Source organism: Cupriavidus sp. FW306-01-F10A, assembly GCF_058782785.1.
The window spans coordinates 1-22,776 of the sequence record NZ_JBYSYA010000026.1; the positions used below are offsets into that span (position 1 = coordinate 1).

Annotated in this window: 17 protein-coding genes and 2 tRNA genes; 12 read left to right on the forward strand and 7 right to left on the reverse strand. The window is 67.2% G+C overall.

The genetic code is table 11. From position 1 onward, the window contains the following. Together AC3WLF_RS26510 and aceE are read right to left on the reverse strand one after the other, a co-directional pair. Positions 1–667 (reverse strand): biotin/lipoyl-containing protein (locus AC3WLF_RS26510; RefSeq protein WP_492359049.1); only part of this gene is annotated, 667 nt, incomplete at its 3' end. Between the two features lie 167 nt (positions 668–834). Further along, on the reverse strand, positions 835–3,522 hold the full coding sequence (gene aceE / locus AC3WLF_RS26515) for a pyruvate dehydrogenase (acetyl-transferring), homodimeric type (RefSeq protein WP_492351658.1): 2,688 nt from the start codon (positions 3,520–3,522) through the stop codon (positions 835–837). Positions 3,523–3,945: 423 nt separating this feature from the next. Between aceE and AC3WLF_RS26520 the strand changes: the two genes are divergently transcribed. Continuing rightward, positions 3,946–6,531, forward strand: coding sequence for a PAS domain S-box protein (locus AC3WLF_RS26520; RefSeq protein WP_492351659.1), 2,586 nt, complete (start codon positions 3,946–3,948; stop codon positions 6,529–6,531). A 170-nt stretch (positions 6,532–6,701) separates the two neighbouring features. After that, positions 6,702–7,334: a response regulator transcription factor gene (locus AC3WLF_RS26525; RefSeq protein ID WP_010813074.1), complete on the forward strand. Its 633-nt coding sequence runs from the start codon at positions 6,702–6,704 to the stop codon at positions 7,332–7,334. 102 nt (positions 7,335–7,436) lie between these two features. Here the strand turns inward: AC3WLF_RS26525 and AC3WLF_RS26530 are convergent, their stop codons facing one another. Further along, positions 7,437–8,117 carry a hypothetical protein gene (locus AC3WLF_RS26530; protein ID WP_492320506.1) on the reverse strand — a complete coding sequence of 227 codons (681 nt, stop codon included), beginning with the start codon at positions 8,115–8,117 and terminating at the stop codon, positions 7,437–7,439. Positions 8,118–8,276: 159 nt separating this feature from the next. Here AC3WLF_RS26530 and folD point away from each other — a divergent pair, with 159 nt between their 5' ends. From folD to AC3WLF_RS26555, 5 genes are all read left to right on the forward strand, one after another. Then, a complete protein-coding gene (gene folD / locus AC3WLF_RS26535; RefSeq protein WP_492351661.1) occupies positions 8,277–9,128 on the forward strand; it encodes a bifunctional methylenetetrahydrofolate dehydrogenase/methenyltetrahydrofolate cyclohydrolase FolD in 852 nt (283 codons plus the stop codon). 103 nt (positions 9,129–9,231) lie between these two features. Then, positions 9,232–11,316 (forward strand): M3 family metallopeptidase, encoded by a 2,085-nt coding sequence (locus AC3WLF_RS26540; protein WP_492320504.1) that lies wholly within the window; start codon positions 9,232–9,234, stop codon positions 11,314–11,316. Next, positions 11,313–12,143: an exodeoxyribonuclease III gene (gene xth / locus AC3WLF_RS26545; RefSeq protein WP_492320503.1), complete on the forward strand. Its 831-nt coding sequence runs from the start codon at positions 11,313–11,315 to the stop codon at positions 12,141–12,143. Before AC3WLF_RS26540 ends, xth begins: the two co-directional genes overlap by 4 nt. A gap of 86 nt (positions 12,144–12,229) precedes the next feature. Further along, a complete protein-coding gene (gene hpaR / locus AC3WLF_RS26550; protein WP_492359050.1) occupies positions 12,230–12,748 on the forward strand; it encodes a homoprotocatechuate degradation operon regulator HpaR in 519 nt (172 codons plus the stop codon). 19 nt (positions 12,749–12,767) lie between these two features. After that, complete coding sequence (locus AC3WLF_RS26555) at positions 12,768–14,558, forward strand: SulP family inorganic anion transporter (RefSeq protein WP_492357003.1); 1,791 nt, start codon at positions 12,768–12,770, stop codon at positions 14,556–14,558. 220 nt (positions 14,559–14,778) lie between these two features. Here the strand turns inward: AC3WLF_RS26555 and AC3WLF_RS26560 are convergent, their stop codons facing one another. Next, the gene (locus tag AC3WLF_RS26560) at positions 14,779–15,042 is read right to left on the reverse strand and encodes a DUF1488 family protein (RefSeq protein ID WP_010813081.1); all 264 of its coding nucleotides are present in this window, start codon (positions 15,040–15,042) and stop codon (positions 14,779–14,781) included. A 226-nt stretch (positions 15,043–15,268) separates the two neighbouring features. Between AC3WLF_RS26560 and AC3WLF_RS26565 the strand changes: the two genes are divergently transcribed. Beyond that, positions 15,269–15,344: transfer RNA gene (locus tag AC3WLF_RS26565), tRNA-Lys, on the forward strand. 115 nt (positions 15,345–15,459) lie between these two features. Here AC3WLF_RS26565 and AC3WLF_RS26570 read toward each other — a convergent pair. Together AC3WLF_RS26570 and AC3WLF_RS26575 are read right to left on the reverse strand one after the other, a co-directional pair. Then, a complete protein-coding gene (locus AC3WLF_RS26570) occupies positions 15,460–16,848 on the reverse strand; it encodes an 8-oxoguanine deaminase (RefSeq protein ID WP_492320501.1) in 1,389 nt (462 codons plus the stop codon). Between the two features lie 133 nt (positions 16,849–16,981). Further along, positions 16,982–17,890: a LysR family transcriptional regulator gene (locus AC3WLF_RS26575; protein WP_492320500.1), complete on the reverse strand. Its 909-nt coding sequence runs from the start codon at positions 17,888–17,890 to the stop codon at positions 16,982–16,984. A 150-nt stretch (positions 17,891–18,040) separates the two neighbouring features. On the opposite strand from AC3WLF_RS26575, the gene AC3WLF_RS26580 reads away from it, so the two are divergent. The 3 genes from AC3WLF_RS26580 (at position 18,041) to AC3WLF_RS26590 (ending at position 20,114) form a co-directional block, all read left to right on the forward strand. After that, positions 18,041–18,116: transfer RNA gene (locus AC3WLF_RS26580), tRNA-Lys, on the forward strand. A 341-nt stretch (positions 18,117–18,457) separates the two neighbouring features. After that, the gene (locus AC3WLF_RS26585) at positions 18,458–19,435 is read left to right on the forward strand and encodes a tripartite tricarboxylate transporter substrate binding protein BugE (protein WP_492320499.1); all 978 of its coding nucleotides are present in this window, start codon (positions 18,458–18,460) and stop codon (positions 19,433–19,435) included. Positions 19,436–19,754: 319 nt separating this feature from the next. Continuing rightward, the gene (locus tag AC3WLF_RS26590; protein ID WP_479941575.1) at positions 19,755–20,114 is read left to right on the forward strand and encodes a hypothetical protein; all 360 of its coding nucleotides are present in this window, start codon (positions 19,755–19,757) and stop codon (positions 20,112–20,114) included. A gap of 81 nt (positions 20,115–20,195) precedes the next feature. Here the strand turns inward: AC3WLF_RS26590 and scpC are convergent, their stop codons facing one another. Then, positions 20,196–21,713 (reverse strand): succinyl-CoA:acetate CoA-transferase ScpC, encoded by a 1,518-nt coding sequence (gene scpC / locus AC3WLF_RS26595; RefSeq protein ID WP_492320498.1) that lies wholly within the window; start codon positions 21,711–21,713, stop codon positions 20,196–20,198. A 394-nt stretch (positions 21,714–22,107) separates the two neighbouring features. On the opposite strand from scpC, the gene AC3WLF_RS26600 reads away from it, so the two are divergent. Beyond that, positions 22,108–22,662: a MarR family transcriptional regulator gene (locus AC3WLF_RS26600; protein ID WP_492320497.1), complete on the forward strand. Its 555-nt coding sequence runs from the start codon at positions 22,108–22,110 to the stop codon at positions 22,660–22,662. The last annotated feature ends 114 nt before the right edge of the window (positions 22,663–22,776 follow it).

Below are 22,776 nucleotides of genomic sequence, written 5' to 3' on the forward strand. Positions count from 1 at the left end.
GTGCCGGTGCGGGCGCGCTGGCAGCCGGAGCCGGTGCCGCGGCGGCAGCTGCCGGGGCGGCGGCTGCGGCGGCGCCTTCCAGGATCAGCAGCAGCGTGCCTTCGGCGACGTTGTCACCGACCTTGACCTTGACTTCCTTGACCACGCCGCCTTGCGGCGACGGCACGTCCATGGTGGCCTTGTCGGACTCCAGCGTCACCACGGCGTCTTCGGCGTTAATGGTGTCGCCCGCCTTGACGTGGACTTCGATGACCGGCACGGCGTCGTAGTCGCCGATATCGGGCACCTTGACCTCGATGGTGCCGCCACCGCCAGCGGCCGGGGCCGCGGCTGGGGCTGCTGCGGGGGCAGGAGCCGGTGCGGGGGCTGCGGCGGCCGGCGCCGGTGCTGCGGCAGCAGGGGCAGGTGCGGTGGCGGCGGGCTCGTTGGCCGCCTCCAGCATCACCAGCACCGAGCCTTCGGACACGTTGTCGCCCACCTTGATGCGGACGTCCTTGACCACGCCGGCCTGCGGCGAGGGCACGTCCATGGTGGCCTTGTCCGATTCCAGCGTCACCAGCGCGTCTTCCGCGTTGATGCTGTCGCCGGGTTTCACATGCACTTCGATGACGGGAACGGCGTCATAGTCGCCGATATCCGGCACCTTGATTTCAATCGCTTGACTCATTCAGTGTCTCCTGGGCAGGCCGGCACGCGCGACATCCGCAAGCGGCGAGATTACCTTCGCCGCCCGCTTCTGTCACGCCGCCATGCCGCAAGGCGCCGTCCGGCATCTGGCCGGGGCGCCCGCGGCACGGCGTTGCCGTACTGCGGGGGTTGGTGCAGGCTGCCGGATCAGACCGACATCGGGTTGGGCTTGTTCGGGTCGAGGTTGTACTTCTTGATGGCCTCGGCAACCTTGTCGCGGCCGATCGCACCCTCGTCGGCCAGCGCCTTGAGCGCGGCCAGCGTGACCCAGTAGCGGTCCACTTCAAAGAAGTGGCGCAGCTTCTCGCGCGTGTCCGAGCGGCCGAAACCGTCGGTGCCCAGCACCACGTAGCGGCGCGGCACGAACGGACGGATCTGCTCGGCAAACGCACGCACGTAGTCGGTGGAGGCGATCACCGGGCCGCGGGCCGACTTCAGGCTCTTGGCCACGTGCGATTCGCGCGGGGTCTCGGTCGGGTGCAGCAGGTTGAAGCGCTCGACGTCGTGGCCTTCGCGGGCCAGTTCGGTGAAGCTCGGGCAGCCCCACAGGTCCGACTCCACGCCCCAGTCCTTCTTGAGCAGGTCAGCAGCGGCGATCACCTCGCGGAAGATCGTGCCCGAGCCCAGCAGCTGCACGCGCGGCGCGTTGCTGTTCTCGACGCCCTTGCGGAACTGGTACATGCCCTTGACGATGTCCTGCTCCACGCCAGCCGGCATTTCCGGATGCTCGTAGTTCTCGTTCATCACCGTCAGGTAGTAGTAGACGTCTTCCTGCTCGGCGTACATGCGGCGCAGGCCGTCCTGCATGACCACCGCCAGCTCGTACTGGAAGGTCGGGTCGTACGAGATGCAGTTCGGGATCGCGGCGTGGAACACGTGCGAGTGGCCGTCTTCATGCTGCAGGCCTTCGCCGTTCAGCGTGGTGCGGCCGGCGGTGCCGCCCAGCAGGAAGCCGCGCGAGCGCATGTCGGCAGCGGCCCAGCACAGGTCGCCGATACGCTGGATGCCGAACATCGAGTAGTAGATGTAGAACGGGATCATCTGCACGCCGTGCGTCGAGTACGAGGTGGCGGCCGCGATCCAGTCGCACATGGCGCCGGCTTCGTTGATGCCTTCCTGCAGCACCTGGCCAGTCTGCGATTCCTTGTAGAACATCAGCTGGTCATGGTCTTCCGGCACGTACTTCTGGCCTTCCTGGTTCCAGATGCCGACCTGGCGGAACAGGCCTTCCATGCCGAAGGTGCGCGACTCGTCCGGCACGATGGGCACCACGTGCTTGCCGATCTGCTTGTCTTTCAGCAGCGTGTTCAGGATCCGCACGAAGGCCATGGTGGTGGACACTTCGCGGCCTTCGCCGGTGGCCTTGAGCAGCGCGTCGAACGCGGACAACTGCGGGACCGGCAGGGCTTCGGCCTTCTGGCGGCGGGCCGGCAGGTAGCCGCCCAGGTTCTGCCGCGCCTGGCGCATGTATTCCAGTTCCTTCGAACCTTCCGGGAAGGTGATGTACGGCACCTCTTCGAGCTGGTCGTCGGCAACGGGGAGGTTGAACTGGTCGCGGAACTTGCGGATCGCGTCCACCGGCATCTTCTTCTGCTGGTGGGCCACGTTCATGGCCTGGCCGGCGTCGCCCATGCCATAGCCCTTGATGGTCTTGGCCAGGATCAGCGTGGGCTGGCCCTTGTGCTCGCTGGCGGACTTGTAGGCGGCGTAGATCTTGTGCGGATCGTGGCCGCCGCGGTTCAGGCGCCAGATGTCGTCGTCGGACCAGTCGGCCACCATCGCCTTCAGCTCAGGCGTGTTGAAGAAGTGCTCGCGGACGTAGGCGCCGTCCTTGGCCTTCATGGTCTGGTACTCGCCGTCGACGCATTCCATCATGCGCTTCATCAGCAGGCCCTTGGTGTCGCGCGCCAGCAGCGAATCCCACTTGCTGCCCCACACCACCTTGATCACGTTCCAGCCGGCACCGCGGAATTCGGATTCCAGTTCCTGGATGATCTTGCCGTTGCCGCGCACCGGGCCGTCCAGGCGCTGCAGGTTGCAGTTGATGACGAAGACCAGGTTGTCGAGCTTCTCGCGGCCGGCCATGCCGATCGCGCCCAGCGATTCGGGCTCGTCGGTCTCGCCGTCGCCCAGAAAGGCCCAGACCTTGCGGTCGCCGGCCTTGGCCAGGCCGCGGCTGTCCAGGTACTTCATGAAGCGGGCCTGGTAGATGGCCATGATCGGGCCCAGGCCCATCGACACCGTCGGGAACTGCCAGAAGTCCGGCATCAGCCACGGGTGCGGGTAGGACGAGATGCCCTTGCCGTCCACTTCCTGGCGGAAGTTGTCGAGCTGGTCCTGGGTCAGGCGGCCGAGCAGGAAGGCGCGCGAATACACGCCCGGAGCCGAGTGGCCCTGCACGAACACCAGGTCGCCGCCGCTGGCTTCCGACGGGGCGCGCCAGAAGTGGTTGTAGCCGACGTCATACAGCGTGGCCGCCGAGGCGAACGACGAGATGTGGCCGCCGACGTTGGTGTGCTTGTTGGCGCGCAGCACCATCGCCATGGCGTTCCAGCGGGTGTACGAGCGGATCCGGTGCTCGATGTCCTGGTCGCCGGGGATGCGGGCCTGCTGCTCGACCGGAATCGTGTTGATGTACTGCGTCTCGGCGTGGAACGGCTGGGTGACGCCGTTCACGCGTGCGTATTCGATCTGCTTGTCGATCAGGAAAGCGGCGCGCGCCGGACCTTCGGCGGCCAGGACGCCCTGCAGGGCGTCGAGCCATTCATGGGTTTCCTGGGGATCGGCGTCGTTGGCGCTCGAGGCGCCGAGAATCTGCTCTGGTACGGCGGACATGACTGTCTCCTGGGTGAATTCTTTGCATCCGCGCCCGCGCTGGCAGCGCCCGGACACGACTTTACGTATGACTCGCACCGACTTGCGGATCCGGCGCCATGCCGCCTTGCATCGGGGCCGCCGCCGGGAAACCTGTTCCGGTTTCTCCGCGCGGCAGGCGCATGGCTGCCGCCCGCATTCTTGGGTCGAACCGATTCTATGGAAGCCCAAAGTCCAGCACAAGTGAAATTTTCAAATTGCGGTATCGTTTTTTATAATGTGGAATTATGCGGCAGCGCACCAAGAATCACTGCCCGGCTGGCCCGCCATGCGCCATAAGCCTGCCCGCCCCGGCCGCAGCAGCAATGTTTTCATTGGCGCTTTCCCCAAGCGACGCACCGCAATAATCTCGGTACACTGGTCGGTCAGCCGTCAATCCCTCCCATGCCGTTTTTCAACCGACTCCTTTCCAGCCTGCGTGCAGCCATGCTTCCTCCCGACGCGTCGGGGTCAGCCAAGGCGGCCGGAGGCGATCCCGCGCACGCCCCTTCGCCGGCTGCCGGACTGGGGCCGATCGAGCCGCTGGGCCCCGACGACGGCGCCCCCGTGGCCGCACCGCGCGGGCTGTGGTGGCTGCGCTGGCGCAACCTGGTGGCCACCAGCTGGTTCATGTTCATCCCGCTGGTTGCCATCGTACTGTTCACGGTGGCCATGGGCGTGATCCTGTGGTCCCTGCACGAGACCGAGCGCCAGCAGCAGCGCGACGCCCTGTACCGCGACGCGGCCTGGGCACAGCAGCGCGTGCGCCTGTCGCTGCTGAGCAACCAGGACCAGCTGGCCTCGCTGGCGCGCGACATCGCCGCCGCGCAGCTTGAGCAAGGCGCCTACCGCACCGCGGCGCAGGAAATCCTGCGCGAAAACCCCGAGATCGTCTTCATCAACTGGCTCGATGCCACCAAGCGCGGCCGCTGGTCGCTGCCATCGACCTCGGAATTCGCCAGCCGCCTGCGCGAGAACCAGGACCAGCCGCTCGAACCGGAAGTGCTCGACACCTTCGACGCCGCGCGCGAGACCCAGCGCGTGGTCTATTCGCGCCCGCTGGTCAACGAGCGCGGCGACAGCTTCATGCTGATGGAAGTGCCGATCGTGCGCGACAACGAGTTTCTCGGCACGCTTGGCGCGCTGTACTCGATCAACGGCATCCTGACGCACCTGCTGCCGCCCGAGCTGACCGAGCGCTACCGCTTCTCGCTGATCGACAAGAACAACCAGACCCGCGCCAGCACCTCATTGCGGCCGGTGCCGGGCAACGCGCTGTCGTACGAGGTGCTGCTGGATCCGCCGGGCCACTCGCTGTCGCTGCGCGCCGATGCCTACCCGCCGGCGTCGAACCTGCCCAACAACATGCTGCTGTGGCTGGTGGTGGGGCTGTCGTGCTTCCTGCTGTGGAGCCTGTGGAGCATGTGGCGCCACACCAGCCGCCGCTCCGAGGCGCAGCGCGCGCTGCTGGCCGAGACCTCGTTCCGGCGCGCGATGGAAAACTCGATGCTGATCGGCCTGCGCGCGCTCGACCTGAACGGCCGCATCACCTATGTCAACCCGGCCTTCTGCCGCATGACCGGCTGGCAGGAGAACGACCTGGTCGGGCGCCTGCCGCCCTTCCCCTACTGGCCGCCCAACGACCAGCAGGAAATGCAGAAGCAGATCGACCTGACCCTGCAGGGCAAGTCGCCCGCCGGCGGCTACGAGATGCGCGTGATGCGCCGCGACGGCAGCAGCTTCTATGCGCGCATGTACGTGTCGCCGCTGGTGGACAGCCGCGGCCGCCATACCGGCTGGATGAGCTCGATGACGGACATCACCGAGCCCAAGCGCGCGCGCGAGGAACTGGCCGCCGCGCATGACCGCTTCACCACGGTGCTGGAAAGCCTGGACGCCGCGGTGTCGGTGCTGGCCACCGACAAGGCGGAGCTGCTCTTTGCCAACCGCTATTACCGCCAGCTGTTCGGCTGGGAGGCCGAGGGCCACCTGAAGCTGGCCGGCGACGACCTCGACAAGGACCAGGTCTCCAGCGACAACACCGACTATGTCGACGCCTATGCCGGCCTGCCGGCGTCCGAGCTGATGCCGTACGCATCGGATGCGCGCGAAGTGTTCGTGCCGGACATGCAGAAATGGTTCGAAGTGCGCCGCCGCTATATCCAGTGGGTCGACGGCCACCTGGCGCAGATGCAGATCGCCACCGACATCACCGTGCGCAAGGCCGCCGAGGAAATGGCGCGCCAGCATGAAGAGCGCCTGCAGTTCACCAGCCGCCTGACCACCATGGGCGAGATGGCCTCGTCGCTGGCGCATGAGCTGAACCAGCCGCTGGCGGCCATCAACAACTACTGCATGGGCGCGGTGGCGCGGCTGCACTCGGGCCGCAGCACGCCGGAGGACCTGATCCCGGTGCTGGAGAAGACCTCGGCCCAGGCGGTGCGCGCCGGCACCATCATCAGCCGCATCCGCGGCTTCGTGAAGCGCAGCCAGCCGCAGCGGCGCGAGGCCGCGCTGCACGACATCGTCGCCGACGCGGTAGGCCTGGCCGACCTGGAGGCCACGCGCCGCCGCGTCACCATCCTGACCCGCCTGCCGACCCCGCCGCTGACGGTCTATGTCGACCCGGTGCTGATCGAGCAGGTGCTGGTGAACCTGCTCAAGAACGCGGTCGAGGCCATGGCCGGCCTGCCCGCCCTGCACGCCGGCGGCGTGGTGCGCCTGCACGCGCGGGTGGAGCCGGGCGAGATCGGCGACAACGTCCATATCGACGTGATCGACCAGGGCCCGGGCGTGGACGAAGCCACCAAGGAGCGCCTGTTCGAGCCCTTCTTCAGCACCAAGTCCGACGGCATGGGCATGGGGCTGAACATCTGCCGCTCGATCATCGAGTCGCACCAGGGCCGCCTGTGGGTGGAGAACAATGCCGACGGCATCGGCTGTACATTTAAAATCATGCTGCCGCTGCAATCGGCGCTGGCCGAGCATTAAGCCGAAGCACAGGCCCTGTTGCCGGGGCCTTCGCGCCCGGGCATGCCCAAGGATTCCAGAAAAAGCCGGCCCGCCCCGTTTCCCCCACGGATGTGGGGGGCCTGTCTCGCCACAGAGGGCCGCTGCCGGTTACACTTCGCAGCAATGAATTGTTGTCCCGAGGAGACTACATGACCGCAACGCCAAACCCCACGCCCCACCGCGGCGAGACCGTGTTCATCGTCGACGACGATGAAGCCATGCGCGACTCGCTGACCTGGCTGCTGGAGGGCAATGGCTATCAGGTGCGCAGCTTCACCAGCGCCGAGCAGTTCCTCGCCGCCTACGATGCCAGCCAGGTGTCGTGCCTGATCCTTGACGTGCGCATGCCCGGCATGAGCGGCCCGGAACTGCAGGAGCGCATGCTGGCCGAGCAGATCGACATTCCCATCGTCTTTATCACCGGCCACGGCGACGTGCCGATGGCGGTATCGACGATGAAGCGCGGCGCCATCGACTTCATCGAAAAGCCCTTCGATGAATCCGAGCTGCGCGCACTGGTCGAGCGCATGCTGACCAAGGCCCGCACCGACCATTCCGCCGCACGCGAGCAGCGCGCCGCCAAGGACCTGCTGGGCAAGCTGACCACGCGCGAGCAGCAGGTGCTCGAGCGCATCGTTGCCGGCCGCCTGAACAAGCAGATCGCCGATGACCTGGGCATTTCCATCAAGACCGTGGAGGCGCACCGCGCCAACATCATGGAAAAGCTCAACGTCAACACCGTCGCCGACCTGCTGCGCCTGGCGCTGTCGCGCAACAGCTGAGCGGCTGGCGCCTGCCTCTGCCTGACCCGGCGCGGCCCGCGGCCGCACCGGCTGCCCTCTCCGCGCGCCGTCCGGCGCCGCCCCTGCATCCCGTCAGCCCCGTCATCGGTCCAGGTATTCCTCGTCCCGGAACGTGACGACCCACTGTGGCCGATAGACCACAAAAATCGCCACCAGCATGCCGGTCAGGAAGGCCTCGCCGAAGGCCAGGATGACGGCTGCCGTCAGGGTATCGGCAACGCTCCATGGCAGGCCCGGTGCCGTCAGGTGGCGCCAGCCGGCCTCGGCCGCGCTGGCGCCCAGCGCGGCCAGCCCGGCCGTGAAATAGCCGTGTCCGAGGATAAAGACGAACGGATGCCGCGGCAGCAGGCGCCGCATCATCGCCTGCAACGCCGCGGAGATCAGCGCCGGCAGCAGCGCCAGCCAGACGTAGCGCACCCACAGCGAGGGCCAGTCGAACTGGGCCCAGCCATGCCCGGCCAGGTATTCGAGCCCGAACAGCGACACCACGTCGACCACGAACAGCGACAGCAGCGCCAGCGGCAGCCCGAACAGCGTCACCATCAGCGTGGCGCCGAGCAACTGGATCACCAGCCCGCCGACCAGCGTGGCGCGCAACGTCCACAGCAGCGCCACCAGCACCATCGCACCCAGCCAGGCGTTCTGCAGCGCATTGCGCCGCAGCAGCTGCCAGGGCCGGCGCGTCAGCGCCCACAGCAGCCCCGCCAGGGACAGCAACAGCAGCAAGGGATGGGACAGCAGGGATGGAAGCGCGGTGTGCATGCGGCCGATGCTACCAGCGCTGCCCCCGCCCGGCCTTGCACCCGCTCAAGCTCCGTGCGGCAAGCCCCACGCAACCTTTATAATTCCGCCTTTAGCCCAACCCGCGCTCCGGCGCGCGGCGGCACCTCCACCTCCCGGCCACAAACCCGCCCTGCCTCCATGCCTGCCCAACTGATCGACGGCAATGCCCTTGCCAAACAAATCCGCTCCGAAGCCGCCCTGCGCGCCGCCCGCCTGACCGAGCGTGGCCACCGGCCCGGCCTGGCCGTGATCCTGGTCGGCGAGGACCCGGCCAGCCAGGTCTACGTCCGCAACAAGGTCAAGGCCTGCCAGGACAACGGCTTTCATTCCTCGCTCGACCGCTACCCGGCCGACCTGTCGGAGGCGGAACTACTGGCCCGCATCGACGCCCTGAACCAGGACCCGAACATCCACGGCATCCTGGTGCAGCTGCCCCTGCCCAAGCATATCGACAGCCACAAGGTGCTTGAAGCCATCGCCCCGGAAAAGGATGTCGACGGCTTCCATGTGGCCAATGCCGGCGCGCTGATGACCGGTGCCCCGCTGTTCCGCCCGTGCACGCCCTACGGCTGCATGAAGATGCTGGAATCGGTCCAGTTCCCGCTGCGTGGCGCCCGCGCCGTGGTGGTGGGCGCCTCCAATATCGTCGGCAAGCCGATGGCGATGCTGCTGCTGCAGGCCGGCGCCACCGTCACCATCTGCAACAGCAAGACGCGCGACATCGGCGCCCACACCCGCGACGCGGATGTGGTGGTGGCCGCGGTCGGCAAACGCGACCTGATCACCGCCGACATGGTCAAACCGGGCGCGGTGGTGATCGACGTGGGCATGAACCGCGACGACAACGGCAAGCTGTGCGGCGACGTCGACTTTGCCGGCGTGCGTGAAGTCGCCGGCTACATCACGCCGGTGCCGGGCGGCGTCGGCCCGATGACCATCACCATGCTGCTGGTCAATACACTGGAAGCCGCCGAGCGCGCCGCCGGCTGAGGCCGCGCGTACGATACGCCACCCGGGGCCCTGGAAAATCCGGCGCCCCGGCCCCATCTGCGGGATGATTGCCCGATCGAGGCCAGCCAACCGAGAACACTCCATGGACCAAGCCGCCAACGCTACCAATCCTCTGCTGGACTTTTCCGACCTGCCCCGCTTTGCCGAGATCCGGCCCGAGCACATCAGCCCGGCGCTGGACGTGCTGCTGGAAAGCGCACAGCAGGCCGTCGCCCGCGCTGAAGATCCGGCCACGCCCGCCGACTGGGGCAACGCCGTGCAGGCGCTGGAAGCGGCCACCGAGCCGCTGGGCCGCGCCTGGGGCGTGGTCAGCCACCTGAGCGCCGTGGCCGATACGCCCGAACTGCGCAAGGCTCACGCCGAGAACCTGCCGCGCATGACCGAGTTCTGGTCCTCGCTCGGCCAGAGCCTGGCGCTGTATGACAAGTACAAGGCGCTGGCTGCCAGCCCGGAGTTCGCAGGCATGAGCGCGGCGCGCCACCAGCTGATCGAAAACGAACTGCGCGGCTTCCGCCTGGGCGGTGCCGAACTGCCTGAAGACAAGAAGCCGCGCTTCGCCGAGATCCAGGAGCAGCAGGCCCAGCTGTCCAAGGCCTTCTCCGACCACGTGCTGGATGCCACCAACGCCTACGCGCTGCATGTCGAGGACGAGGCCCGCCTGTCCGGCCTGCCCGACGACGCCAGGGAAGCCGCCCGCCATGCCGCCGAGAAGGATGGCAAGGCCGGCTGGAAATTCACGCTGCACTTCCCGTCCTACTTCCCGGTGCTGCAGTACGCGGACGACCGCGCGCTGCGCCAGACCCTGTATGAAGCCAATGTCACGCGCGCCTCGGAACTGGGCCCGCAGCATGGCCAGGGCCAGGCCGACTGGGACAACACCGCCAATATGCGCGAGCAGCTGGCCCTGCGCCGCGAAGAGGCGCAGATGCTGGGCTACCAGTGCTACGGCGAAGTCTCGCTGGTGCCGAAGATGGCCGAATCGCCGGCCGAGGTGCTGAAGTTCCTCGACGAGCTCGCCGTCAAGGCGCGCCCCTACGCCGAGAAGGACTGGGCCGAAATGAAGGCCTTTGCCGCGGCAGAGCTGGGGCTGCCTGAACTGGCGCCGTGGGACGTCGCCTATGCCTCGGAGAAGCTGCGCCAGCAGCGCTATGCGTTCTCCGAGCAAGAGGTCAAGCAGTACTTCCCGGAAGCGAAGGTACTCGAGGGCCTGTTCGGCGTGGTGCAGAAGCTGTTCTCGGTGCGCATCGAGCCTGAGCAGGCGCAGACCTGGCACAAGGACGCGCGCTTCTTCCGCGTCACCACCGCCGACGGCACGCTGCTGGCCCAGTTCTACATCGACCTGTACGCGCGCGAAGGCAAGCGCGGCGGCGCCTGGATGGACGACGCGCGCGGCCGCAAGGTGCTGGAGCAAGGCGGCGTGCAGACGCCGGTGGCCTACCTGACCTGCAACTTCTCGGCGCCGGTGGGCGGCAAGCCCGCGCTGTTCACGCACGATGAGGTGATCACCCTGTTCCATGAGTTCGGCCATGGCCTGCACCACATGCTGACGCAGGTGGGCGAGCTCGGCGTGTCGGGCATCAACGGCGTGGAATGGGATGCGGTGGAGCTGCCGTCGCAGTTCATGGAGAACTTCTGCTGGGAGTACGAAGTGCTGACCGGCATGACGCAGCATGTCGAGACCGGCGAGCCGCTGCCGCGCGCCCTGTTCGATCGCATGCTGGCCGCCAAGAACTTCCAGAACGGCATGATGACGCTGCGCCAGATCGTGTTCTCGTCGTTCGATATGCACCTGCATACCGACTTCGACCCGGCCGGCGCCACCTCGGTGCTGGACCTGTCGCGCCAGATCAACGACCGCGTGCACGTGGTGCCGCAGCATCCGCTGTCGCGCTGGCCGAACACCTTCAGCCATATCTTCGCCGGCGGCTATGCGGCGGGCTACTACAGCTACAAGTGGGCCGAGGTGCTGTCGGCCGACGTGTACGCGGCGTTCGAGGAAGCCGCGCAGCTGTCGGGCAGCGTGCTCGACAGCGAGACCGGTGCGCGCTACCAGCGCGAGATCCTGTCGGTCGGCGGCAGCCGTCCGGCGATGGACTCGTTTGTCGCGTTCCGCGGCCGCGCGCCGCAGATCGACGCGCTGCTGCGCCACGGCGGGATGGCAGCATGAGCGCGGCCGCCCTGCCCGCCAGCGGCCCGCTTCGCATTGCCAGCTGGAACGTCAACTCGCTCAAGGTGCGCCTGCCGCAGGTGCTGCAATGGCTGGCCGAGCAGGACCAGGCCGGCGCGCCGATCGACGCGCTGTGCCTGCAGGAACTGAAGCTGCCGGACGACAAGTACCCGCTCGCCGAACTGGAGAACGCGGGCTTCCACAGCATCTACACCGGGCAGAAGACGTACAACGGCGTGGCCATCCTCGCCCGCGACGCCAGCATGCCCGGCCCCGCCGACGTGGTGCGCAACATCCCCGGCTTCGAGGACGCGCAGCAGCGCGTGATCGCTGCCACATACGGCGACCTGCGGCTGGTCTGCGCCTACTTTCCCAACGGGCAGGCGCCGGACTCGGACAAGTTCGTCTACAAGCTCAAGTGGCTGGATGCAATGACGGCCTGGCTGCGCGAAGAAATGAAGCGCTACCCGAAGCTGGCGCTGCTGGGCGACTTCAATATCGCGCCGGAAGACCGCGACGTGCACGACCCCAAGAAATGGGAAGGCCAGAACCTGGTCTCGCCGCAGGAGCGCGCCGCCTTTGCCGCGCTGGTGGAGCTCGGCCTGGCGGATGCGTTCCGCCAGTTCGAGCAGCCGGAGAAGGCCTTCTCGTGGTGGGACTACCGCATGATGGCGTTCCGCCGCAATGCGGGCCTGCGCATCGACCACATCCTGCTGTCGCCGGCATTGACCAGCGGCTGCAGCGCCTGCGTGATCGACCGCGTGCCGCGCACGTGGGAGCAGCCATCTGACCACACGCCGGTGGTCGCCACGCTCAGTTGCAGCTGAACGCGCCGCTGGCGCCGCGCGCGGGTTCAGGCAAGTCCGCACAAGCCCCGCTCGCCGCGCGGCGCCGCGCCCGCTACACTGCGGGCATGAGCCACACCCGCCAGGCCATGTTCCGCCACCGCAACCTTCCTCACCTGCTGCTGCAAGCGCGCGAGACATTGCTGGCCGGCTTTCGCCCGATCCTGCGGCAGTTCGGCATCACCGAGCAGCAATGGCGCGTGATGCGCACGCTCAACGAGCGCGAGCCGATGGAGCCTAACCAGCTGGCCGAAGCCTGCCTGATCCTGAGCCCCAGCCTGACCCGCATGCTGTGCGGCATGGAAGACGCCGGGCTGGTCGAACGGACCCGCTCTGCCACCGACCAGCGCCGCCAGCTGGTCAGCCTGACGCCGTCGGCGCGCGCCATCATCGTGCAAATGGAGCCGCTGGTCGATGCACGCTACCAGGAGCTGGCGCAGCGGCTCGGCCCCGAGCGTCTGACCGAGGTCTACCGTGCGCTCGACGCGATGCTGGCCGGCCTGGCGCCGCGGCCGAACCTGCCCGAATCCACCCCGCCCGAATCCGTTGCCTCGCCACCGCCTGGGCGCGGCGGCGAGGCCGGCTGAGCCTGCCCCTTCATTGCCGATGCCCGCGTCCCATCCCGGATCACTCCTGCCGCGCCTGTTCCCATGGAGCCAGCGCGTCGACAAGACCACGCTGCGCGCCGACCTGGTGGCCGGCCTGCTCGGCGCCGTGCTGGTGCTGCCGCAGGGCGTGGCCTTCGCCACGCTGGCCGGCCTGCCGCCGCAATACGGCATCTACAGCGCGGTGGTGCCGTGCATCGTGGCGGCGCTGTTCGGTTCGAGCTGGCACGTGATGTCGGGGCCGACCAACGCCAATTCGCTGGCATTGTTCGCGATGCTGAGCCCGCTTGCGTTTGCCGGCAGCCCGGCCTATATCGGGCTGGCGCTGGCGGTCACCATCGTGGTGGGCGTGATGCAGCTCGCCGTGGGCACGTTGCGGCTGGGCACGCTGGCCAACTTTATTTCGCCGTCGGTGCTGCTCGGTTTCACCTGCGGCGCCGCGACGCTGATCGGCCTGTATGCGCTCAAGGACCTGTTCGGGCTGGCGGTGCCGACCGGCACCAGTGCATTCGGCGTGCTGCGCCACCTGTTCGAGAACATCGACGCCATCAACTGGGGCGCGGCCACCGTAGGCGCGGTCACGCTGGTGGTGACGCTGCTGTGCAAGCGGCTGTGGCGGCGGCTGCCGTTCATGCTGCTGGGGCTGCTGGCCGGCTACGGCGTGGCGCTGCTGCTGAACCAGTCCGGCGCGGGCGGCGCCCACCATGTCAACGTGGTCGGGCCGATCCCGTCGGCGCTGCCGCGCTTCCACCTTCCCGATGTCGACTGGCGCAAGCTGCCAGACCTGCTGGGCATCGCCTCGGCGCTGACCATCGTCGCGCTGGGCCAGTCGATCTCGATCGCCAAGGCGGTGGCGCTGCGCTCGGGCCAGCATATCGACGCCAACCGCGAGTTCATCGGCCAGGGCCTGTCCAATATCGCGGGCGGCTTCTTCTCCGGCTATATCTCGTGCGGCTCGCTCAACCGCTCGGTGCCCAACTTCGAAGCCGGCGCGCGCACGCCGCTGGCCAGCGTGTTCTCGGCGCTGTGGCTGGTGGCGCTGGTGGCCGTCAGCGCCCCGCTGCTGGCACAGATCCCGATGGCGGCGATCGCCGCGATGCTGCTGCTGGTGGCGTGGGGCCTGCTCGACACCGCGCGGCTGCGCCGCATCTTCACGCTCAGCCGCACGGAGTTCGCCATTGCCATCGGCACCTTCGCCGCCACGCTGGTGATCCGGCTGGAGATGGCGGTGCTGCTCGGCACCGTGCTGTCGCTGGTGGCCTACCTGTACCGCACCTCGCGGCCGGCCGTGCGCAGCCTGGTGCCCGATGCCGACGATCCCGGCCGGCGCTTCACGCCGCTGGACGAGCTGCGCCGCCCGCAGCCGGAATGCCCGCAACTGAAGCTGCTGCGCATGGAAGGCGCGATCTATTTTGGCGCGGTGCAGTACGTGACGGATCGCCTGCACTGGCTGCGCACGGTCAACGCCGGCCAGACGCACCTGCTGGCGATGACCAAGAGCATGAACTTCATCGACCTGGCCGGTGCCGAGATGTGGGAAAACGAGCTCGCCGAACGGCGCGCGCTGGGCGGCGACCTGTACTTCCACCGCCCGCGCACGCAGGTGCTGCAGACCTGGGCGCAGACCGGCTTTACCGACAAGCTCGGGGCCGACCATATCTTCCCGACCAAGCGGCAGGCGCTGCACACGATCGTCGGCGAGCTCTCGCCGGACATCTGCGCGCAATGCACCGTGCGGATCTTTGAAGAGTGCGCGTCACGGCCTGGCGCCGCAGCCCCGGCAGCACAATGAACTGAAGCGCCGGCACGCCGGCATGAGCGGCGGCCGCGCACCAGCGTTCAGCAACAGTACGCTGCAGGAAAAACCAGGAAACTGAAACGGGAAAACCGGGAATCTGCCTGTGCCGGCGTTGCCGGCTTGGCACGCAAGGCCGGACGGCCCTACGTCTGGGAACCTGATAACAGATGGGCGCCCGCGGCATGCCGGGGCCTGGCCGGGGCATCCATCCGCATCAGATCGGCGCCACGTGGGCGCGCTTGACGACGATTGGCTGGGGCGCGCCCTGCTCGATCAGCACCACGGCGGCGCGTTCGATGGTTTCGCGGCCGGCACGGAATGCCTCTTCCAGCGACAGTACCTGGTCGGCACTGAAGCCTTCCCACAGTGCTTCGCGTGTCACCACGCAAGTCACCTTCTCGCCATTGACAAGTGCCTGGAACAACAAGCCTTCATTATTGATGTCGTAGCGCTCTTGCTCTTGGAATTTGATTTCCATCGGTGCAGCCCTCCATATGCAAGTGGAGAAACATCCTAACATGGCTCCGGCAAAATCGTATGGAGAGAGCCCATGCGAATGCGCTCATTGCGAAGACCATCACGGCCGCCTTCGAGTTCCATCCGCGCGTATGTGCGCCTCCCGGTCACAACGACGGGGGTTGTTCCGGCAAGTGCATCAAACATTTGACAGCGCCGGAAATCATGCTAAAATCTCGTTCTTCGTTGGGGCGTTAGCTCAGTTGGTAGAGCAGCGGACTCTTAATCCGTAGGTCGAGTGTTCGAGTCACTCACGCCCCACCACCGAATACAGAAAGGCCGGAAGCAGCAATGCTTCCGGCCTTTTGCTTTGTGCGCTTGCTTGATTGGCTTATCCGCTGCGGCGCAGGCACATGCCCACGCCACAGCAGTCCGTGCATCAGGCGCCCTGGCTGGCCCGCTCGAACAGCGTACGTGCCAGCGCGCGATGGCGCAGCAGCACGTTGGGCAGGTCGGCCGTCAGCAGTGCACCGTCGCGCACCACTTCCCTGCCGTTGATCACGCTCGCCGCGACATTGGCCGGCGTGCAGAACACCAGCGCCGCCACCGGGTCATGGCCGGCGCCGGCAAAGCCGACCTGCGACATGTCGAAGGCGACAAAATCCGCCGACATGCCCGGCGCCAGCGCGCCGATATCGTCGCGGTTGAGCACGCGCGCACCACCCAGCGTGGCAATCTCCAGTGCCTCGCGCGCGCTCATGGCGGCCGGCCCGTAGCCAACGCGCTGCAGCAGCATGGCCTGGCGCGCCTCGCCCAGCATATGCGCGCCGTCGTTCGACGCGCTGCCGTCCACGCCCAGGCCCACCGGCACGCCGGCATCGCGCATGGCCCGCACCGGTGCAATGCCGGACGCCAGCCGCATGTTCGAGCACGGGCAATGCGCCACGCCGGTCCCGGTGCGGGCAAACAGTGCGACGCCCTCGTCGTCCAGCTTGACGCAGTGCGCATGCCACACATCGCGGCCGACCCAGCCCAGGTCCTCGGCATACTGGGCCGGCGTCAGGCCGAATTTCTCACGCGAGTAGGCAATGTCGTTGTCGTTCTCGGCCAGGTGCGTGTGCAGCGACACGCCATAGTGCCGCGCCATATTGGCCGATTCGCGCATCAGGTCGCGCGACACCGAAAACGGCGAGCACGGTGCCAGCACCACGCGCAGCATCGCGTGGCGCGCACTGTCGTGGTACTGCTCCACCAGCCGCTGGCTGTCGCGCAGGATGGCGGCCTCCTCTTCCACCACCACGTCCGGCGGCAAGCCGCCCTTGCTGCGGCCCACGCTCATCGAGCCGCGCGCGGCGTGGAAGCGCATGCCCATCTCCTGCGCCGCGGCAATCGAGTCATCCAGGCGCGAGCCGTTCGGGAACAGGTAGAGGTGGTCGCTGGAGGTGGTGCACCCGGACAGCATCAGCTCGGCCATCGCAGTCTTGGTCGACACCGCGATCATTTCCGGCGTCAGGTGCGACCACAGCAGGTACAGGTTGGTCAGCCACGAGAACAGCTCGGCGTCCTGCGCCGCTGGCACCGCACGCGTCAGGCTCTGGTACATGTGGTGGTGGGTGTTGACCAAGCCGGGCGTGACCACGCGGCCGCGCATGTCGAGCACCTGCGCGCTGCCGTCGTCGACCATGCGCCGGTACTGCGGCGGCAGTTCCGAGGTGGGACCGACCCAGTGCACGGCGGGGCCTTCGGCAACCAGGGCGCCATCGCGGATCTCGCGGCGCTGCGCATCCATGGTGACCAGCACGTCGGCGTTCAGGGCAATCAGGGTCATGGCGGAATTCCTTCTGCAAAACGAATTGGGGGACGGGATGGCCGCCAGTCTACGGTGGCGAGGTGCCATCCCCCAAGCGCAGAATTCCGATCATCCTGTCCACAAAAAGTGGACACCCGAGACACCCTGTTGCTCAGCGCGCCTGCGCGAACAACACCGCCAGCGCGTCGCCGATGCGCTCGGCCATCAACTCGGCCGCGGCGCTGAGCGGGCCGCGAGCGCGCGCCACCAGCGTCAGCGTCTGGCCCTGCAGGTGGCGGTCGCGCAGTGGCACGTAGACCAGCGCCTGGCGGGCGCGCTCTTCCATCACATCGAGCGGGTTCAGCAGCGCGATGCCGGTGCCCAGCATCACCAGTTGCCGGATCAGCGCGGTCGAGGTGGACTCCGCCACCGGCGAGACCTCGATCGCATTGCGGGCAAAGGCCGCGTCAAGGATGGCGCGGATCGACAGCGAGGGCGCCGGCAGGATCAGCGGATAGCCGACGCATTCGCTCAGCAGCGCCGATTGCCGGGCCGCCAGCGCATGGCCCGGCGGCACCACCGCGCCGATCTGCCAGTCGCTGGTGGCCAGCGCGCGGAAGGCGGGCAGCTCAGGCAGGTCATAGCCAAGGCCCAGGTCGGCGTCGCCCTGCTCCACCGCCGCGATGATGTCGGCCACCGGCAGGTCGGCCACGCGCACCACAATGCCCGGGTAGCGCTGGCGGAAGTCATGCACCAGCGATGGCATCAGCGAGCCCGCCAGGCCGGCCGTGACCGCCACGGTGACCTCGCCGCGGCGCGCACCCTTGAAGTCCTCGATGCGCTCGCGCAGCGCATCATGCTCGCGCAGCGTCTGGCGCACGTGGGCCAGCACCATCTCGCCCAGCGGCGTCAGCCGCAGCCGCTTGTTGATGCGCTCGAACAGCGGCGCGCCCAGTTCCGCCTCCAGGTCCAGGATCTGGCGGTTGACCGCGGTCGGCGCCACATGCAGTTGCTCGGCCGCCTTGCGGATCGAACCGCGGCGGACGACCTCGTCGAGATAGCGCAGGACTCTGGCGTGCATGGGCTGGGCAAGCTGGTGGATCGGAACCACCGCGCGGCGGGATAAGCACGGTGGCCTGGCATTGTAGCGGCCAGTGCAGCCTGGCTCGCAAAAATTGCGCGAAGGCTATTGCGTCTTATCCGATACCTTGCTACAATCTTTTTCTTCGTTGGGGCGTTAGCTCAGTTGGTAGAGCAGCGGACTCTTAATCCGTAGGTCGAGTGTTCGAGTCACTCACGCCCCACCAGCGAATTCAGGAAAAGCCGGAAGCCTTGCTTCCGGCTTTTTTCATTTCCGCCGCGCTGCTTTGCGCGCGCGGTCGGCATCGCTGCCGGTTTCTTGATACGCGGGTTCTCACCAATTCCCCTGCGCCCGCTTTCCCGGTTGAATCGCATCCGCGCACATTGTGGAACATAGTTCCGTATCGCGGAACTATCGCAAGGTGCCGGCCGTCGCCGCATCCCGGCACGGCCCGGTCATGCCAGCGCGGGGATCCGTGACAGCGCGGGGCGCAGACGAAAGGTCTGGGTCCGAAGAAACGCCTGCAGCCCGCCTGGCGAATCAGTGAAAGAAGAACGGAGGCACTCCTTGAAAGCAGTTATCAACGCCGGCGCAGCCGCCTGCATCGCGGCCCTTGGCCTGGCCCACGGCCTGGCCCAGGCCCAGTCCTACCCCAACAAGCCGATCCGCCTGATCGTTCCGTTCGCGGCCGGCGGCACCACCGACATCGTTGCGCGCGCGGTCTCCGACGGCCTCGGCCGCGAGCTGGGCCAGCCGGTGGTGGTGGAAAACCGCGGCGGCGGTGGCGGCGCTATCGGCGCCGACGCGCTCGCCAAGTCCGCCCCGGACGGCTACACGCTGGGCATCGCCACCGTCAGCACGATGGCGACCAACCCCGCCACCAACCCCAAGAACCCGTACGACCCGCTCAAGGACTTCGCGCCGATCACCAACCTCGTCAACGTGCCGAACGTACTGACGGTCAACCCGAAGGTGCCGGCCAAGACCCTGAAGGAGTTCGTCGCGATGCTGCAGGCCAGCCCCGGCAAGTACAGCTACGCCTCGGCCGGCAAGGGCAGCATCTCGCACCTGGACGGCGAGCTGTTCAAGGACATTACCAAGACCGACATGGTCCATATCCCCTACCGCGGATCGGGCCCTGCGCTGAACGACACGCTGGCCGGCCAGGTCAACGCGCAGTTCGACAACCTGCCGTCGTCGATGCCGCATATCCAGGCCGGCAAGCTGCGCGCGCTGGCAGTGGCGGCGCCCAAGCGGGTCGAGGGCCTGCCAGACGTGCCGACCTTTGCCGAAGCCGGCATGAAGGACATGAACAACATGGCCTGGTACGGACTGGTGGCCCCGGCCGGCACGCCCACGGCAATCATCACGCGCGTGCATGATGCCGCGGTCAAGGCGCTGCAGGACCCCAACGTCAAGCGCCGCCTGGCCGACAGCGGTGCCTACACCGACGGCAACACCCCGGCGCAGTACGCCGCCCAGATCAAGCGCGAGCTGGACCTGCGCAAGAAGATCGCACGCGACCAGAACATCACACTGGAATAACCGCACGGCGAAACCGTCCCGCGAGGGGTCATGACCGGCTGCCACCTGGCAGCCGGTTTTTTTATGGCTGCCGGTTGAAAATGTGCCATCAGTCACCCACATCTGTCCCAGGATCGTTGCATTTGATCCGGCGCAGTACGCAGGCAACGCCATCGGTATTCAATACTTGTAGAAGAAACTTTCACTTTGCGGACAAGCGCTGACTCGGTACATTAACCGGGTGTTCCGCCACATGTGCCCGGCCGTCACCGGCCAAGCTCGGCCCCAAAACCGGATTCGCGCAGGCGCTGCGCGACCGTCAATCGCGAGGATAAGCAAGATGCTGAAGAAGACCGTTTCGACCCTGATCGTTGCAGCACTGGCCGCGCTGGGCGCGACGCAGGTCTATGCGCAGAAGAACTACACCGAAGGCGGCGATCTCTACGGTGGCAGCCACACCAAGAAGGCCAGCCCGAACCAGAACCCCGCCAAATCCGGCAAGTTCGACCCGTACACCGATGGCGCCAAGCAATCGACCAAGTCGGACCTGACCAACTCGGGCAAGAAGTTCGACCCGAACACGGATGGCGCCAAGTCCGGCAAGTTCGATCCGTACACCGACGGCGCCAAGGCCGGCAAGGCTGATCCGTACACCGACGGCGCCAAGGCGCCTGCCAGCCAGGGCGGCAAGGCGCAGTAAGCCTGCCCCGCCTCCAACCGGCGGCACCAAGGCAAACAGCCCGCTTGCGCGGGCTGTTTTGCTTTTTGGCGGAGGCGGCGCTCAGGCAGCCATCGCCTGGGCCGGCTGCGCGGGCAGCATGGTGCCGCGGTCGCGGAAGCCGACATGCCAGGACAGCGCCTCTTCCAGCAGGTGCGGGGTCTGGCCGCCATGGGTGCTGGCGCGCCGGAAGTAGTCGCCCAGCAGCTCGCGGTATTGCGGGTCGGCACAGTTGTCGATGACCGTGCGCGCGCGTTCGCGCGGCGCCAGGCCGCGCAGGTCGGCCAGGCCGTGCTCGGTGACGATGATGTCGACGTCGTGCTCGGTATGGTCCACGTGCGCCACCATCGGCACGATGCTCGAGATATCGCCGCCCTTGGCCACCGACTTGGTCACGAATACCGACAGGTGCGCATTGCGCGCAAAATCGCCGGAGCCACCGATGCCGTTCATCATGTGCGTGCCCCCCACATGCGTGGAGTTGACGTTGCCGTAGATGTCGCACTCCAGCGCCGTGTTGATGGTAATCAGCCCGAGCCGGCGCAGGATCTCAGGATGGTTGCTGATCTCCTGCGGACGCAGCAGCAGGCGCGAGCGATAGCGGTCCAGGTTCGACAGGAAGCGCTGGTACACCTCGCGCGTCAGCGTCACCGAAGAGGCCGAGGCAAACGCCAGCCGCCCCGCATCCAGAAGTTCGATGGTGCTGTCCTGCAGCACCTCGGAATACATCTGCAGGTCACGGAACGGTGAATCGACCATGCCGTGCAACACCGCGTTGGCAATGGTGCCAATGCCCGCCTGCAGCGGCTGCAGCGAGGGCGAGAGCCTGCCGGCGCGGACTTCGCGCAGCAGGAAATCGTTGAGATGGCCGGCGATATTGCGGGTATCGGCATCCGGCGGCAGCGCGTTGGACGGGCTATCGTCCTTGGCGGTGATGACGATGGCCGCGATCTTCTCGGGATCGATGGGGATATACGGCAGGCCAATGCGCTGCTCGGGCGCAATCAGCGGGATCGGCTGGCGGTACGGGCGCTGCACCGGGAAGTAGATGTCGTGCAGCCCTTCCAGCTCCAGCGGCATGTTCAGGTTGATCTCGACGATCACCTTGCGCGCCAGCATGGCGAAGCTGGCCGAGTTGCCGACCGAGGTGCTGGGGATGATGCCGCCCTGCTCGGTAATCGCCACCGCTTCCACCACGGCAACGTCCACCGGTGCGATCTGGCCGGAGCGCAGTTGCTCCACGGTCTCGGACAGGTGCTGGTCGATGAACATCACTTCGCCTGCGTTGATCTTGCGGCGCAGCGTCGCGTCGGACTGGAACGGCAGGCGGCGCGCAATCACGTCCGCCTCGGCCAATACCCGATCGATGTCATTGCCCAGCGACGCGCCGGTCATCAGGGTGATGCGCAGCGGCTCGGTGGCCGCGCGCCGCGCCAGCGCAAACGGGACTTCCTTGCAGTCGCCCGCGCGCGTGAAACCGCTCATCCCAACCGTCATGCCATCGCGGATCAGCGCGGCGGCTTCGTCGGCCGAGACTACCTTGTCGTGCAGCCTGGCCAGGCGAATGCGTTCCTTGTACATCCTTATCTCCGGTCTGGCGGCCGGGCCCGTGCCCGCGCCGCGCGCCCCTGCTGGCCTGAAGGCTCGTTGGCGGGGTCTCCGGCAGGCAGTGTAGCCAGCCGCATATATTCTGACTGTGATTTAAAGTCATGGCTTCCAGTCGCTTTATTCATAGTCAAAGCCATGCCAGGGGTCGTGCGGGATACTATGTTCCTGTGGTGCCACAGGGCATTCCCGACCTGTCACAATTCCGGCAAAAGATTCTGGTAGTGTCTGGCCCATCGGTCGACCGTGCCCCGCCAGAGAGGCTGCGGCGTCCGTGCCGCCCGGGCCGGCCATGCTCCGGCCCCTGGTACCCGCACGACGGATGCCAGCGCATCGCAGTGGCGGCAAACCAAAACAGGAGACGCCATTCATGCAGCCAAGACCCCTCGAACCCAGCGAGCCGGTTGTCCTTGCCCTGGTTGATGCCGTAACCGCCTGGCAGGGTGCGTTGGAACAGACGCTGTGCGCCTCTGGCCTGAACTACGCCCAGTGGCTGCTGCTGCGGGCCATCCGCCAGGATGCGTTCGTGCGCGGCTCGCCCTTGACGGGCCCGATGCCGATCGATGCCGCTCGTTCCGAGAAGATGCTGGATGAACTGCAGCGCGACGGCTGGATCGAATACGCCGGCACCCAGGCGCCCCGCATTGCAGCAAGCGCAGCCAACCGGCTGCAGCGCACCGCGCAGGCCCTCAGCGCGCTGCACAGCGTGTCGGTGGCAGCGTTCAGTCCGCAAGAGCGTGCTGCGCTGGGCACCCTGCTGGAGCGGATGAAGACCACGCTGAGCGACCACACCACGCGCCAGGTTCGCGCCGGCACCGAAGCCGCCCGGCAGGAGACGGCTGCCGCGCCCTCGCATTGCCCCGGCCTGCCGCCGGTCGCGCACCGCCCCACCTCCTGCCCCACCCTCGCCGCCACGCGCCTCTGAGCGCCGCGCAAGCCGTCCCGCGGGCAGCAGCGGGAGCCGCCCACCTTTCTTCACGCGCCATCGTCATACCCGCCACTTTTCTTGCGCCGGGCAAGCGGTTTTTTCCTAAAGTAT

What these genes read in the sequence shown, in the direction of transcription:
- aceE (WP_492351658.1), bottom strand. Translation starts at nt 3,522, where the DNA reads ATGTCCGCCGTACCAGAGCAGATTCTCGGCGCCTCGAGCGCCAACGAC.
- AC3WLF_RS26520 (WP_492351659.1), top strand. Translation starts at nt 3,946, where the DNA reads ATGCCGTTTTTCAACCGACTCCTTTCCAGCCTGCGTGCAGCCATGCTT.
- AC3WLF_RS26525 (WP_010813074.1), top strand. Translation starts at nt 6,702, where the DNA reads ATGACCGCAACGCCAAACCCCACGCCCCACCGCGGCGAGACCGTGTTC.
- AC3WLF_RS26530 (WP_492320506.1), bottom strand. Translation starts at nt 8,117, where the DNA reads ATGCACACCGCGCTTCCATCCCTGCTGTCCCATCCCTTGCTGCTGTTG.
- folD (WP_492351661.1), top strand. Translation starts at nt 8,277, where the DNA reads ATGCCTGCCCAACTGATCGACGGCAATGCCCTTGCCAAACAAATCCGC.
- AC3WLF_RS26540 (WP_492320504.1), top strand. Translation starts at nt 9,232, where the DNA reads ATGGACCAAGCCGCCAACGCTACCAATCCTCTGCTGGACTTTTCCGAC.
- xth (WP_492320503.1), top strand. Translation starts at nt 11,313, where the DNA reads ATGAGCGCGGCCGCCCTGCCCGCCAGCGGCCCGCTTCGCATTGCCAGC.
- hpaR (WP_492359050.1), top strand. Translation starts at nt 12,230, where the DNA reads ATGAGCCACACCCGCCAGGCCATGTTCCGCCACCGCAACCTTCCTCAC.
- AC3WLF_RS26555 (WP_492357003.1), top strand. Translation starts at nt 12,768, where the DNA reads ATGCCCGCGTCCCATCCCGGATCACTCCTGCCGCGCCTGTTCCCATGG.
- AC3WLF_RS26560 (WP_010813081.1), bottom strand. Translation starts at nt 15,042, where the DNA reads ATGGAAATCAAATTCCAAGAGCAAGAGCGCTACGACATCAATAATGAA.
- AC3WLF_RS26570 (WP_492320501.1), bottom strand. Translation starts at nt 16,848, where the DNA reads ATGACCCTGATTGCCCTGAACGCCGACGTGCTGGTCACCATGGATGCG.
- AC3WLF_RS26575 (WP_492320500.1), bottom strand. Translation starts at nt 17,890, where the DNA reads ATGCACGCCAGAGTCCTGCGCTATCTCGACGAGGTCGTCCGCCGCGGT.
- AC3WLF_RS26590 (WP_479941575.1), top strand. Translation starts at nt 19,755, where the DNA reads ATGCTGAAGAAGACCGTTTCGACCCTGATCGTTGCAGCACTGGCCGCG.
- scpC (WP_492320498.1), bottom strand. Translation starts at nt 21,713, where the DNA reads ATGTACAAGGAACGCATTCGCCTGGCCAGGCTGCACGACAAGGTAGTC.
- AC3WLF_RS26600 (WP_492320497.1), top strand. Translation starts at nt 22,108, where the DNA reads ATGCAGCCAAGACCCCTCGAACCCAGCGAGCCGGTTGTCCTTGCCCTG.